Genomic DNA, 13,103 nt, shown 5'->3' on the forward strand with positions numbered 1-13,103 from the left:
GTCACTGTAGGGGAACCTGCGCCCCCCACACTTTGTTCCGTCTCGGATGGTGGTCGCCGGTGTCACGATACGGACGGGTAGCGCTGTCTATGATCGCTGCCCATGAGCGACACACGCGACCGGACCGCCCTGGTCACCGGGGTGGCAGGGCAGGACGGCATCTACCTCGCTCACCACCTCACCACACTCGGCTACCGGGTGGTGGGCACGGTGCTCCCCGGCAGCACGACCCCCGCCCTGATGGCGGCGTACGTGGCCGACGTCGCCGTGATCGAGCTCGACGTGCGTGACCGTCGGGGCTTCGGCGAGGCGCTGGAGGCGTTCCGACCCGACGAGGTCTACAACCTGGCCGCGCTCACCTCGGTGGGGGCCAGCTGGCGCGACGCGGAGCTCGTCGCCGAGACCAACGCGATGTCGGTGCTGCGGATGCTCGAGGAGCTCGTCGCCTACCGCGACCGGCACCGTGACGCGCCCCGGTTCTACCAGCCGTCGAGCTCGGAGATGTTCGGCATCTCCGACCAGCAGCCGCAGACCGAGACCACTCCCCACTACCCCCGCAGCCCCTACGCCGCCGCGAAGAGCTTCGCGCACCACCTCACGGTCAACTACCGGGACTCCTACGGCCTGTTCACCTGCAACGGCACGCTCTACAACCACGAGAGCCCGCTGCGCGGCCAGCAGTTCGTCACCCGGAAGATCACGCGGGCGGCCGCGGAGATCGCGCTCGGCCGGCGGGAGAAGGTCACCCTGGGCAACCTCGACGTACGCCGGGACTGGGGGCCGGCCGCGGACTACGTGCGGTCGATGCACCTGATGCTGCAGCAGGACGCCCCGACGGACCTGATCATCGCCACCGGGCAGTCACGTCCGCTCTCGGAGCTGCTGCGGGTCGCCTTCGAGGCGGCAGGCCTGGGCGACCCCGCGGCGTACGTCGAGCAGGACCCCGACCTGATGCGTCCTGCCGACGTGATGGACCTGCAGGGAGACCCGACGAAGGCGCGGGAACTGCTCGGCTGGCAGCCGACTCAGGGCTTCACCGACATCATCGGTCACATGGTCCGGGTCGACATGCAGCGCATCGAGAGCGGCGTTGAGGAGTCGCAGGAGTACCTGTACGCATGACCTCCCTCAGGTCACGAGCGGTGAACCGGGTCGGGGCAGCGGCAGAGCTCGCCGTCCCACCATGTCGTTCGATCCACCCAGACTTGGCAGTTGGTCGGCGGATGGACGTGCTCGTAGAGGCGCGTGACGGGATTCTTCAACGCCCGGTGAGCCGCGTGGTTGCAGTTGCTGCACACCGTCTGCCCCACCGCCTTGGGGGCGGCATGCGACCTGTGCACGAGCGCGAACATGCTTCGAAAATAGGAGCGTCACACCTCTCGAACGACGACTGACGACGCCTCTACCCAGATGTAGGTAGGCGCTGCTGGTCGTCAGCCGACCGCGGCTTCCAGTGCGGAGAGCACCTGCTCCTTGCGCGGCGCGCCCGAGGCGCGCGCGATCTCGGCGCCGCGGGCGTCGAGGACCAGGGTGGTCGGGGTGCGCAGGACGTTGAGGGCTCGGACGGCCTCGAGGTGGTGCTCGGCGTCGACCTCGACGTGCACCACACCCGGCACCGCGGCCGCGACCTCGGTGAGGGTACGGCGGGTGGCGCGGCAGGGCGCGCAGAAGGCCGAGGAGAACTGGAGCAGGGTCGCCCGCTCGCCCAGGTCGATCTCGAGGCCCGTGGTCTCGACAAGCTCGACCACCGAAGGAGGGAGCTCGACCACCGAAGGAGGGAGCTCGACCACCGAACGAGGGAGCTCGGCGTCCGACGGGGCGTGCTCGGCGCCCGAGGGAGGGAGCTCGGCGGCCGTCGGGGCGTGTTCGTCCGCGGAGACGGGCTGCTCGCGATCCGACCCGGCGCCGGCCACGCGGTGGGTGCCGCGGAAGCGGCCGTCGGTCGAGGCGCGGTAGAGGCCGAAGCCCACTGCGGCCACGACGGCGACGATCAGCACCCAGGCTCCAGCGGTCATGAGCACCCGAACAACGACGGAGGCCTCCACATTCCTGCCGCGGAGCTCACTCGTGCCGGCAAATGACGATTGGGACGGCCCACCCGGTCAAAGGACTCAGGGGCGGGCCGCCCCAGTGCTGTCGAGGGTAGGAGGCGCGGGCGCCGGCGGCATCACCCATGTTGGGGATGCGGCGGCGCACCCCGAAGATGCGGCGACCGGTGGACGCCCACACAGACTGGGCGCCCACCGGCCTCGCGGAAGACAGGGACCGACAGGGGATCGGACGGTCTTCCGGATCTCGTGGACTGCGATCGACAGGCCACGACTCGAAGCCACACCGGTTGTCAAGACGCAGCGAAGGGAGGCACCCCTGCTGCCCCCTCGTGCGACTTCCGGCACGCCGGCCCGCTCGTTCCAAAGGGACTCGGAGCGGCCCGGTCGAGGCTTCACGAGAAGAATAGGCAGTCCGGGACGCTCTCGTCTCGCCCAAAGAGCACGATCTCGTGCTTTTGCACAACGTTCACACCAGCCCCACGAGCGCGGGGGTGCGCGCCGTGGCGTCAGCCGCGGTCGCGGAGCCGGGCGTTCTGCACGCGGAGCCGGCGGACCTCGTCCTCGAGCTCGAGGACCCGCGCGATGCCGGCCAGGTTGAGCCCCTCGGCCAGCAGGTCGCGGATCCGGAGCAGCCGCGCGAGGTCGTCGTGGCTGTAGAGGCGGGTGCCGCCGGCGGTGCGGTCGGGCTCGAGGAGGCCGCGGCGCTCGTAGACGCGCAGGTTCTGGACCTGCATCGACACCATCTCGGCGGCGACCGAGATCGCGAAGACGCCACGGGTCGCATCCGTCATCTGGCCTCCTCTGGTCCGCGGTCTCGACAAGCTCGACCACCGGTGGGACTTGATTCTGCCTGACTTTTGGAATAGAAGAAACCTGTAACGTTTGATACAAGTACGGACGCCGCCACCGAGCGGCGGCCCTCGACACCAGAACCAGGAGGAATCGTGATGTTGCTGCGCACCACCGACCCGTTCCGTGACTTCGACCGCCTGACCCAGCAGATCTTCGGCACCACCAACCGCCCCGCGGTGATGCCGATGGACGCCTGGCGCGAGGGCGACCGGTTCGTCATCGAGTTCGACCTGCCCGGGGTGGCCCCGGAGAGCATCGACCTCGACGTCGAGCGCAACGTGCTGACCGTCCGCGCCGAGCGGGTCGCCCGCAACGGCGACTGGGAGATGCTCGCCACCGAGCGCCCGCGCGGCGTATTCAGCCGCCAGCTCGTGCTCGGTGACAACCTCGACCTCGACCGGATCGAGGCGGGCTACTCCGACGGCGTGCTCCGGCTGCTCGTCCCGGTCGCCGAGAAGGCCAAGCCGCGCAAGATCGAGGTCAGCACCGGCTCCGACTCCGGTCGCACCGCGATCGAGGCCTGAGGACCGGCGTACGACGCACGGGGGTCACGCACAACCAGGTCGTACGCCCGATCGAGGGCCGCTCCCGTCCGGGGGCGGCCCTTCGGCGTGAGTGGTCTCGACAGGCTCGACCACCGACCACCGACCACCGACCACCGACCACCGACGTGCTCAGCCGGCGGAGGGTGCCACGGTCACGTGGACGAGCGTGCCGCGGACGAACATCCGCTTCGCGGAGCCGTACTTGGGCCAGCAGGTGGTCAGCGTGAGCTGCCGGCCCGGCAGCGGGTCGAGCACCCACACGTCGGTGAGCTCGATGATCTCGGGCGCGGTGGTCAGCCGGTAGGTCCACGTGGTCCGGCCCTGGGAGAGGTGGACCCGGTCGCCGGGGCGCAGCAGGTCGAAGTCGATGAACGGGTCGCCGTGCCCGGCGCGGTGGCCGGCGAACGCGGCGTTCCCCTGCTCGCCGGGCAGCGCGGTGCCCTCGTAGTGGCCGGGCCCGTCGGCGATCACCCAGTCCGCGGTGCCCTCCAGCGCCGTCCAGCGCCAGTCCGCCCCGAACCGCGGGATCCGCATCGTGGCCAGCGCGTGGCCCACCGCGGCGGGTGTGGCGGTCGGCGTACGACGGTCGTGCAGCCGGCTGCCGGCGACCTCCGCCTCCGGCACCTGGCCGGTCAGCGCCCGCTGCGCCCGCGCGGTCGCCGCATCCCCGCGGCTGTCCGCCTGCTGCCCGGTGAGGTACCAGGCGAGCAGGCAGACAGCCACGAGCAGGTACGCCGCGGGCACGAGGCCCGCGACGATCCGTGCGCGCACGTCACCCCCCGGTGACGAGGCGGATCCGCGAGGCTGCCGCCGGGTTGACCTTGCGGACCTCGCGTACGTGCCGCGGCGCGATGGTCACGACGGCGACTGCCGCCATCGTGAGCACGAACACCGCCAGCAGCAGCCACCCGAGCGGCAGTCCGAACGCGATGCCGGTACCGGTCAGACCGGTAGCCGCCAGCGTCGAGTGCTGTCCGTACATGTGCTTCCCCTCCCTTCGATTGAGCCGTGTGTCTTGTCCCCCGTGGTCCGTCCCCCGCTCCCCTGCCCGCTACTGCCAGGCCGCGGCCCGCCCGCGGCGGATGTCGTAGAGGCACCGCAGGTTCACGGCGTGCTTGAACAGCCCGTAGCCGAGCTCCACGACCATGCTCAGCGCCACCAGCACGGCCAGCGGCCCGGCCCGCCACACGCTGACCACCCGCTCGAGCACGAACACCGCGCCCACGGCCAGCCACAGCGGCGAGAACCGGAGCGTGCCGTCGTACGCCGCCACCGCGGTCAGCGCCAGGTAGATGACGAAGAACGCCAGCTCGACCAGCGACCAGACCTGCCGCGCGGCGTACGGCAGCGTCACCCGGGTGAGGCCGAAGGTCCGCAGGTTCTCCAGCGCCCCGCGCTGCCAGCGCACCCGCTGCCGCCACAGGTCGCGCCAGGTGGGCATCACCTCGGTGCTGACCCAGCACTCCATCGGCGAGAGGCACTCGTGGCGCAGCGTCTTGATCGCCAGCGTCAGCTCGCTGTCCTCGGTGATGTTCTGCTCGTGGTAGTAGACCGGCGGCCCGTCGGGGGTGCCGCCGGAGACCAGGCCGGTACGCCGCGCCTCGCCGACCTCGCGGATCGTCGCCGCGGTGAACGCCGTGGCGGTGCCGGTGAGCACGAACGCGCGGCTGTGGGCGCGGCGGGCGAGCTGGCGGGCGTACCGGACGTACTCCATCCGCTGCAGCAGGCCGATGAACCCGGCCCCGCGCTGGCCGTAGAAGATGCCGCCGACCGCGCCCACGCCGGGCCGGTCGAGCGTGCCGAGCGCCGCCTCGATCCAGTCGTCGGCGATCACCGAGTCGGCGTCCATCACCATCACGACGTCGCCGTCGTCGAGGTCCGGCAGCAGCATCCGGAGCACCTGGTTGAGCGCGCCGGCCTTGCGGCGGGTGTTGCCCACCGACCGGACCACGGTCGCGCCGGCGGACCACGCCCGGGCGACGGTGCGGTCGGTGCAGTTGTCGGCGACCACGATCACCTTGTCGGGGCGCCGGGTCTGGGCGAGCAGGCTCGCCACCGCGGACGCGATGCCCGCCTCCTCGTTGTGCGCGGGCACCACCGCGAAGACCCGCGGCCGGCCCGCGGCCGACGAGTCGCCGCGGGCCGGCGCCGTCGCCGGCGCAACCCGCGGCTCGTCGTACGCAGCCATGGCTGACCGCATGCCGTGCCACCCCCACCCAGTTGGCGGGACCCGGTTTGGCCCCGCCGGCCGGGCACCCCTCCCGGCTGTGACCACAGAGTGGTCCGGGTCGCTCAGGCGGCACCACCAGACTGGGCAGGCGTCCCCACTATTGGTGAGAGGTGCTGCGGGCGGTCTGGATCAGCCGCCGGCGAAGGGCGGCAGGAACTCCACGGTGGTGCCCGGCACGACCTGCACGGTGTCCGGGTCCTCGGCGGTCACCGGCCGGTCCCCCAGCAGCGTCGAGCAGGTCTGCAGCACGTCCGGGAGCCTGGTGCCCGGGTGCAGCGCGACGGCGCGGCGTACGACCTCGGCGAGGCTGATCGGGCCGTCGACGGGCAGCTCGTCGCCGGGCACGCCGGCCGCGGACTTGGCCGCCGCCCAGTAGTGCAGCCGGATGACGCCGGTCTCACCGTTGCCTGATCCCACCGTGGTGACCTCCATGTTTCGGTATTCTTGCCGATCAGCGAACTGACCGAGGCCCAGCGTTGCGTTTCGGTCCCCCGTTCCACGGGAGGCCCCCTTGAGCACACTGCTGCTGATGACCAGCGCCCTGCAGCCCTCCGTCGAGGTGCTGCCCGGCCTCGCGCTCCTCGGCCACCAGGTCAAGATCCTGCCCGCCGAGGGCAGCGCGCTGCTCGAGGCGCCCGAGGTCGACCTGCTGCTCGTCGACGGCCGCCAGGACCTCGCGCACGCCCGCGACCTGTGCCGCCTGATCCGTACGACGGGCGCCGACGTGCCGGTGCTGCTGGTCGTCACCGAGGGCGGCCTGGCCGTCGTCGCGCACGACTGGGGCATGGACGACGTCGTACTGCACACCTGCGGCCCGGCCGAGCTCGAGGCGCGGATCAAGCTCGCCATCGGCCGGCTGCTGGCCCGCCGGGAGGCCGACGACCCCGAGTCGCACGTGATCCGCACCGGCGAGGTCGTGGTCGACGACGCGACGTACACCGCCAAGATCGGTGGCCGCCCGCTCGACCTGACCTTCAAGGAGTTCGAGCTGCTGAAGTTCCTAGCCCAGCACCCGGGGCGGGTCTTCTCGCGCCAGCAGCTGCTGCAGGAGGTGTGGGGCTACGACTACTTCGGCGGCACCCGCACCGTGGACGTGCACGTGCGGCGGCTGCGCGCCAAGCTCGGCCCCGAGAACGAGACGCTGATCGGCACCGTGCGGAACGTCGGCTACCGGTTCGTGCTGCCCGCGAAGGAGAAGGAGGCCGCGGGCGATGCGCGCGCGGTCTCCGAGGGCGTCGACCGGGAGACCGCCGGCTGATCGTTGATCGTGGAGGGGATGGCGCACCGGGTGCGCCATCGGCTCCACGGTCCGGTTGTCCACAGCCCTGCCGGTAGCCCGTTCGATGGGGCGTTGGTGCGGGCACGCTGCCGCTCGTGGGGGACATCGACGTCGAGGAGCTCCGCCGGCTGCAGATCGAGCAGGACGGCCTCATCACGCGCGCCCAGCTGTGGTCGGTGGGCGCGCGCAAGTGCGACCTGGACCGGATGCTCCGCCGTCGTGAGCTCGCACCGACCGCGCACCGCGGCGTCTTCGTCAACCACACGGGGCCGCTCAGCTGGCGTCAGCGCGCGTGGGCGGCGGTGCTGTACGCCGCGCCGGCCGCGCTCTACCTCGAGTCGGCCGACGAGCCAGCACCCGACGACCCGATCCACCTGGCCATCGACGCCACCCGCCGCGTGGGGGCGATCGAGGGTGTCCGGCTGCACCGGGTCCGCGAGCTCGACCCGATGGTGCAGTGGCACCTCGGGCCGCCGCGGGTCAGGTTCGAGGAGAACACGCTGGCGCTCGTGCACCGGGCCGAGAGCGACCTCGAGGCGATCCGGCTGCTGACCTCGGCGGTCGGCTCGCGGCGTACGACGGCAGCGCGGTTACGACAGGCGCTGGTCGGGACGTCCCGGATCGCCCGGCGTCCGTTCCTGCTCGCCCTGCTCGACGACCTGGAGGCCGGGACCTGCTCGGTTCTGGAGCACGGCTACCTGACCCGGGTCGAGCGCGCGCACGCGCTGCCGGAGGGACGTCGGCAGAAGCCGCGGGCCGGGGTGCACGGGACCGAGTACCGCGACGTGGAGTACGAGGAGTTCGGGCAGGTGGTCGAGCTGGACGGATGCACCGGGCATGCCGCCTGGGAGGCCCAGGGGCGCGACGCCGACCGCGACCTCGACGACCACGCGGACGGTCGCGACGCGGTACGGCTGCGATGGGCGCAGGTCTACGGCACCCCCTGTCGGACCGCGGAGCGGCTGGGCCGGATCCTGGCCCGCCGGGGGTGGACCGGGCGGCCGCGCAGCTGCGGGCCGGGCTGCGAGGCGGCCTGATCGTGGAGTGCTTGGCGCACGGGGTGCGCCAAGCACTCCACGTTCCTAGGGTGGGCCGGTGGACATCTCCCAGATCGCGACCGCGGCTGAGCACGCCGACGGGGCCGCACCCCTCGACGAGGCCACCTGGCTGACCCTGCGCCACCACCCGGAACGGGTCCGGACCTGGGTGCGCGAGGGCGCCTTCGCGCTGCTGGTCGGTGAGGAGCTGACCCTCGTCGTACACCCCGACAAGCGGGGGCGCGGGCTCGCCGGCGAGCTGCTCGGCGAGGTGCTGACGGCGTACGACGGGGAGCTGCGCGCCTGGTCGCACGGCGACCACCCGGCGGCGGCGAAGCTGGCGCAGGCTCACGGCTTCGACCGGGTGCGCGAGCTGTGGGTGATGCGGCGCGACATGGCGAATCCCCTGCCCCCGTTGACGAAACGCGACGGGATCACCGTGCGCGGCTACGAGCCGGGCGACGCCGACGAGCTGGTCCGCGTGAACGCGGCGGCGTTCGCGGCGCACCCCGAGCAGGGTGCGATGGACGCCGCGAACCTGGCCGAGCGGATGGCGCAGGAGTGGTTCGACCCGGCCGGGCTGCTGGTCGCGGTGGAGGGCGACCGGATGCTCGGCTTCCACTGGACCAAGCGGCACTCCCCCGAGCTCGGCGAGGTGTACGTCGTGGGGATCGACCCGTCAGCGCAGGGGCGGGGGCTGGGCAAGACGCTGACCCTGGCCGGGCTGCACCACCTCGCGGACGGCGGCGCGCGGGAGGTGCTGCTGTACGTCGAGTCCGACAACGAGCCCGCGATCGCGGTCTACGCGGGGCTCGGCTTCGGGCACGCCGCGCGGGACACGCACGTGATGTACCGCCGGGTCAGAGCCTGATCACGTAGAGCAGCTCGGTGCCGCCGCCCTTCTCCCGGGCAGTCAGCACCACCCGCTGCCCGTCGTCGCGGGTCAGCGTGCGCGTGGTGTCGCTCGGGCTCTTGCCGACCTTCCAGCCGGCGTCCTCGAGGATCCCGGACGCGTCATCCACCACCTTGGCGGGCGGGTCGGTGCTCTGCAGCAGCACCCGCCAGTTCGAGCTCGCCGAGTCGGTGCCCTGGGTGACCGCGAGGATCGTCGCGTTCAGCACCGGTACGTCGGACTTCGGGTAGCCCGGCGGCATGTCCATGTTCACCTGGCTGCTGGCCGAGGTCTTCTGCGACGTCGGGGTGCCGCCGTCGTCGGAGCAGCCGGCGAGGACGGTCGCTGCCAGGGCGAGTGTCGCCGCAGCCGCGGCCGTGCGTGGTCGCGCTCGTGCCATGTCGGTCCCTCCCCCCACGTACTGGCACTGACCATAGTGCGGTTCGACGCCCGCGGCCTGCCCCAAAATCAGGAGATCTGGGCTGTCAGAAGTCGGAGTCGGCTGCGCCCGACTCGGTCACGGCACCGGCCGCGCACGCACCTTGGAGGTAGAAATCCTTGACCGCGGTACTCGGAGTCCAGGTCATCGCCCCAGCCGCCGTGGCGACCTTGGTGGCCCCCGTCAGCGTGCCCAGCGCGACGGTGATCACCGTCGCGCCGTTCACGTCGGCGGCGGTCATGGTCCCGGTCATGGTGACGCCACCCGCCGCGACGTAGTCCTGGGCAAAGACGACCTGGCCGAGGTTCGCATCCGTGAAGTCGATGCGGTCCATGCCAGTGCCTGCCCCGGCGTCGGTCTTATCCCGGAAGGCCATGGACACGGAGGTCGAGCCGCCGGTCCAGCCGGCCTTGATCGATGCCAGGTCCACCTTCGTCGAGTACGTCAGTGTCAAGGTGTCGCCGCTCGCCACGGTCCCGTTCTGGTTGCCGGCCTGGACGTCGACGGCCTTCAGGTTGGCCACGTTGACCGTGACAGTGCTCGAGGTGACCGTCGCCCCATTGGCCAAGGTCATCACCGCTCGCAGGTCGTAGGAGCCGTTCGACTTCGTCAGCGTGTCCCAGGCGCAGGAGTACGGGGCGACGGTGGGCGCCACGGCGCAGACCGCTGTCCATGTGTTCGTGCTGGCCGGACTCACGTCGTACCGGACCGAGCTGATGTTGACGTTGGAGCTCGTGGTCGCGGTCAGCGTCTCCGTGCCCTTCACGTAGCCCGAGGCCGGCGCCGGGTTCAGGTTCGCTGCGACCGACGCCGTGACGTTGTCGACATTGACCGTGACGGCGCTCGGCGTCTTCACCACCACGGTGTTGCCCTGCTTCATCTCGGCACGCAGCTCGTAGCTGCCGTAGACGATCGCGCTGGTGTCCCAGGCGCAGCTGAAGGTGCCGTTGCCGAGCGTGCAGTTGGTCGAGGTGGTCGTGCCGGACGGGTTGACCGGGGTCGCCTTGAGCGTGACCGCGGTGACGCCGCTCGGGGACTTGGTGCTGCCCGTGACCGTCACGGAGTTCTGGTGACTGATGGTGGTGCCGCCCGCGGGGCTCGTGATCGTCACAGTGCCTGGGTTGTGATCCACCGCGACGGTGCGGACGTCCGAGACGACATCGCTTCCGGAGGTCTGCGACAGCACGGCGCGCAAGTCGTAGGTGCCCGCTAGCAACGTGGTCGCGTCCCACGGGCAGGAGTACGGCGCTGTGGTGTCGGTGCAGAGGTCGGTGAAGTTGCCGCCGGGAGCTCGGGTCTGGATCCGCACCGCGGTGACTCCGCGTGCGGACTGGGCAGCCACGTCGATGTTGGCGGTCTTGTCGATGATCGTGCCCGCCGCCGGACTGCTGATGCTGACGGTGGCGGGGGTGTTGTCGACGGTGCGGGTGACCGATGCCGAGGTGGTGGCGTTGCCCGCGGCATCCGTCGCCACGGCCTGGAAGCTGTAGGACGCGCCGTTGTTCAGGCCAGAGGTGTTGAGCCGACAGGAGTAGGGCGCAGTGCTGTCGGCGCCACAGTTGGTCCATGCTCCGCTGCCGGAGCGGTACTGGAAAACCACGTTGGCGACACCCGAGGTGGCGTCGCTCGCGGTAGCAGTGAGATCCACGTTCCCGCTGAGAACGCCAATCGGGACCGAGATCGTCACGCCCGTCGGAGCCGTGTTGTCGACCGTGACGATCTGGGTGTCATAGGAGTCGCTGCCCTCGACCTTCCCGTGTGCCTGCACCTCGTACTGACCGTCGGTCAGGCCGACGGTGTTCCAGGGGCAGGTCAGCGACGTGACCGCCTGCGTGTTGCATATGTTCGGATTCTTGGTCCAGGTTCCGCCGACTGGACGGAACCACAAGTCGATGAAGGTGTTCGCGCCCGACAAAGTGAACAGGGATCCGGTCACCTGAACGCTGCCGCGAACTGCATTCGCGAGCGGGCTCAGCACCACCGAGCCGCTGTTCGCACCGACCGCAGTCGTGGTCTTGATCGCGGAGGTTGCGGCGATACCTGCGGTGTCGGTGGCGGAGGCTCGGAGCTGGTAGTCGCCGAGGGCGAGACCCGTGGTGTTCCAGGAACAGTTAAAGGTCAACGGGTTCGTGCCGCTGGTCGTGCAGCCGCTCAGCGGCGTCCAGAGGACCGCGCCGACCTGCGCGAACTCGATCCGGACCGTGGCGGCGTCAAATGCTGAACGGTCGTCGGCAGCCATCGCCGTCAAGGACACCGTCGTGCCGGGAGTGAAGCCCCCGGGCGGATCGGAGAGCGTGACCGTGGGTGGCGTCCAGTCGGCCGCGGCAACAACCGAAACAGGCGCGGTCGACTGGTAGGTCCATGTCGCTCCCGAGAAGTGGACGCCGATGAACGCACTGCTCCCGAAGAGCAGCGCGCTCGTGGCGATCAGGACCCGGCGAAGCATCGTTCAGCCGCGTACCGGGATCGAGGGGGAGCCGGAGTGATCAGCGGCGCCCTTCCGCCGCGGACGCAGAGCGAGGAAGAGCTGCTTGAGGCTGAGCAAGGCGATCACGACAGCAGGCAACCCGATCAACAGCATCCGGATCTCACGATCGGCAAGCCAGATGAGCGGATAGCCAACATAAGGCACCGAGAACTTGACCCGGGCCTGCTGGGTGCTGTCCAGCTTGAACTTCCAGGGGTCCTTCTGCGGCACTGCGTCGCCCTTGGTCTGCAGGACGTCGCCGTGGATCGCGATGATCCGGTGCGTCACCAAATGGTCGACACCCGAATCAGGCGGCGGCGTGTAGGTGATGATGTCGCCAACCCGCAGTTCGCTGACCGGCACCACCTCCTCGACCGCAACGGAGCCGAAGTCGATGGTGCCGGTCATCGAAGTCCCGGTGATGACGTACCGCTGGAGACCGAAGAGCGCGGGCACGATGAAAGCGAGCGCCAGCACGCTCACCACGACGCACGCGGTGGTGATCGCCATGTTGGCGAACTTCCGCGAGCGTCCCTGCCGATGCTGCTGCACCACGATCTCCATGTCCTACTCCCCCGGGTAGTTCAGTCCTGCTCAGTAATGCGAGCGCTCGGCCCCTCATCGAGGGGCCGAGCGCAGGGGATCACGGGATGAGGTTCCAGCCCGAGACACTCGGCAATGCGTTGCCGTCCTTCGGAACGGTCTTGAAAACGTAAGTCGCCGACGCGCTCTTGCCCTGATCGCTGTCAGCAGCATTCGAGGACAGAGTGACAGTGAACTGGTAGGTGTGCTTGTCGTGCGCCGCGAACGTGTTGTCCAGCAGCATCTCCGTCGTGTCATTCGGGAAGGTGGCAGGTCCAAACCCCGCCCACTCCGCAGCAGCGTCCGTCTGCGCGATTGTCAGCGACAGGTCCGAGCCGAGGTTGTTTGTCGCGTTCGACCGCTGCAGTGTGAGAATCGCTTCCAGATCTCCGACATTCTCAATGGTGACCGTGCCAGTGGCACTCTTTCCCGGCAGCAAGCCCGTCACTGAAAGCGTCATAGCGCCGTTCGTGCTGTTGGTGTGGATGATGCTTCCGGCGGTCACCGACACCGTACTCTGGGTGGTCGACGTGAACGTCGCACCCGAACCCACCGCAACAGCGGCAGCAACAGCCAGCGTGGCCAGCGGAACCAGAACCTTGCGCGTCTTGCGCTCGTCGCGCTCGTCGTTCTTCATTTTCGTCATACCCCCCAGCGGGGCCCTCTACCGGAGGGCCGATGTCCTTGTCATCACGAAACCTAGGTATCCGCCTTCCACCTCACGCCCAC

General features: G+C 70.1%; 17 protein-coding genes. 6 read left to right on the plus strand and 11 right to left on the minus strand.

Annotation, left to right across the window (positions count from 1 at the left end):
- The first annotated feature begins 102 nt into the window (after positions 1–102).
- A complete protein-coding gene (locus ABD268_RS02900) occupies positions 103–1,122 on the plus strand; it encodes a GDP-mannose 4,6-dehydratase (RefSeq protein WP_344147286.1) in 1,020 nt (339 codons plus the stop codon).
- 11 nt (positions 1,123–1,133) lie between these two features.
- Here ABD268_RS02900 and ABD268_RS02905 read toward each other — a convergent pair whose 3' ends face one another.
- From ABD268_RS02905 to ABD268_RS02915, 3 genes are all read right to left on the minus strand, one after another.
- Positions 1,134–1,352, minus strand: coding sequence for a hypothetical protein (locus ABD268_RS02905; RefSeq protein ID WP_344147289.1), 219 nt, complete (start codon positions 1,350–1,352; stop codon positions 1,134–1,136).
- A gap of 81 nt (positions 1,353–1,433) precedes the next feature.
- A complete protein-coding gene (locus ABD268_RS02910; RefSeq protein ID WP_344147292.1) occupies positions 1,434–2,015 on the minus strand; it encodes a TlpA family protein disulfide reductase in 582 nt (193 codons plus the stop codon).
- 542 nt (positions 2,016–2,557) lie between these two features.
- Positions 2,558–2,842, minus strand: coding sequence for a MerR family transcriptional regulator (locus tag ABD268_RS02915; RefSeq protein ID WP_344147295.1), 285 nt, complete (start codon positions 2,840–2,842; stop codon positions 2,558–2,560).
- Positions 2,843–2,998: 156 nt separating this feature from the next.
- Between ABD268_RS02915 and ABD268_RS02920 the strand changes: the two genes are divergently transcribed.
- A complete protein-coding gene (locus ABD268_RS02920; protein ID WP_344147298.1) occupies positions 2,999–3,427 on the plus strand; it encodes an Hsp20/alpha crystallin family protein in 429 nt (142 codons plus the stop codon).
- A gap of 150 nt (positions 3,428–3,577) precedes the next feature.
- On the opposite strand, the gene ABD268_RS02925 is transcribed toward ABD268_RS02920, so the two are convergent.
- From ABD268_RS02925 to ABD268_RS02940, 4 genes are all read right to left on the minus strand, one after another.
- The gene (locus ABD268_RS02925; protein ID WP_344147301.1) at positions 3,578–4,219 is read right to left on the minus strand and encodes a sortase; all 642 of its coding nucleotides are present in this window, start codon (positions 4,217–4,219) and stop codon (positions 3,578–3,580) included.
- Between the two features lies 1 nt (position 4,220).
- Positions 4,221–4,430: a hypothetical protein gene (locus ABD268_RS02930; protein ID WP_344147304.1), complete on the minus strand. Its 210-nt coding sequence runs from the start codon at positions 4,428–4,430 to the stop codon at positions 4,221–4,223.
- A 69-nt stretch (positions 4,431–4,499) separates the two neighbouring features.
- Entirely contained in the window at positions 4,500–5,636 is a 1,137-nt protein-coding gene (locus tag ABD268_RS02935) for a glycosyltransferase family 2 protein (RefSeq protein ID WP_344147307.1), read from the minus strand.
- 171 nt (positions 5,637–5,807) lie between these two features.
- Positions 5,808–6,110 (minus strand): MoaD/ThiS family protein, encoded by a 303-nt coding sequence (locus tag ABD268_RS02940; protein WP_344147310.1) that lies wholly within the window; start codon positions 6,108–6,110, stop codon positions 5,808–5,810.
- A gap of 79 nt (positions 6,111–6,189) precedes the next feature.
- On the opposite strand from ABD268_RS02940, the gene ABD268_RS02945 reads away from it, so the two are divergent.
- The 3 genes from ABD268_RS02945 (at position 6,190) to mshD (ending at position 8,865) form a co-directional block, all read left to right on the plus strand.
- Entirely contained in the window at positions 6,190–6,936 is a 747-nt protein-coding gene (locus ABD268_RS02945) for a response regulator transcription factor (protein WP_344147312.1), read from the plus strand.
- Positions 6,937–7,052: 116 nt separating this feature from the next.
- The gene (locus ABD268_RS02950) at positions 7,053–7,994 is read left to right on the plus strand and encodes a hypothetical protein (RefSeq protein ID WP_344147315.1); all 942 of its coding nucleotides are present in this window, start codon (positions 7,053–7,055) and stop codon (positions 7,992–7,994) included.
- A 58-nt stretch (positions 7,995–8,052) separates the two neighbouring features.
- A complete protein-coding gene (mshD, locus tag ABD268_RS02955; RefSeq protein WP_344147318.1) occupies positions 8,053–8,865 on the plus strand; it encodes a mycothiol synthase in 813 nt (270 codons plus the stop codon).
- Here the strand turns inward: mshD and ABD268_RS02960 are convergent.
- Together ABD268_RS02960 and ABD268_RS02965 are read right to left on the minus strand one after the other, a co-directional pair.
- The gene (locus ABD268_RS02960; protein ID WP_344147321.1) at positions 8,855–9,286 is read right to left on the minus strand and encodes a hypothetical protein; all 432 of its coding nucleotides are present in this window, start codon (positions 9,284–9,286) and stop codon (positions 8,855–8,857) included. The genes mshD and ABD268_RS02960 overlap by 11 nt on opposite strands.
- 85 nt (positions 9,287–9,371) lie before the next feature.
- Positions 9,372–11,303, minus strand: coding sequence for an Ig-like domain-containing protein (locus ABD268_RS02965; RefSeq protein ID WP_344147324.1), 1,932 nt, complete (start codon positions 11,301–11,303; stop codon positions 9,372–9,374).
- A 115-nt stretch (positions 11,304–11,418) separates the two neighbouring features.
- Between ABD268_RS02965 and ABD268_RS02970 the strand changes: the two genes are divergently transcribed.
- Positions 11,419–11,682, plus strand: a complete 264-nt coding sequence (locus tag ABD268_RS02970; protein ID WP_344147327.1) for a hypothetical protein — start codon at positions 11,419–11,421, stop codon at positions 11,680–11,682.
- Between the two features lie 92 nt (positions 11,683–11,774).
- Here the strand turns inward: ABD268_RS02970 and ABD268_RS02975 are convergent, their stop codons facing one another.
- Entirely contained in the window at positions 11,775–12,356 is a 582-nt protein-coding gene (locus ABD268_RS02975) for a signal peptidase I (RefSeq protein ID WP_344147330.1), read from the minus strand.
- Between the two features lie 79 nt (positions 12,357–12,435).
- Complete coding sequence (locus tag ABD268_RS02980) at positions 12,436–13,011, minus strand: hypothetical protein (RefSeq protein ID WP_344147333.1); 576 nt, start codon at positions 13,009–13,011, stop codon at positions 12,436–12,438.
- Positions 13,012–13,103 lie beyond the last annotated feature (92 nt).

The organism is Nocardioides koreensis, assembly GCF_039531775.1.
GTDB lineage: Bacteria > Actinomycetota > Actinomycetes > Propionibacteriales > Nocardioidaceae > Nocardioides > Nocardioides koreensis.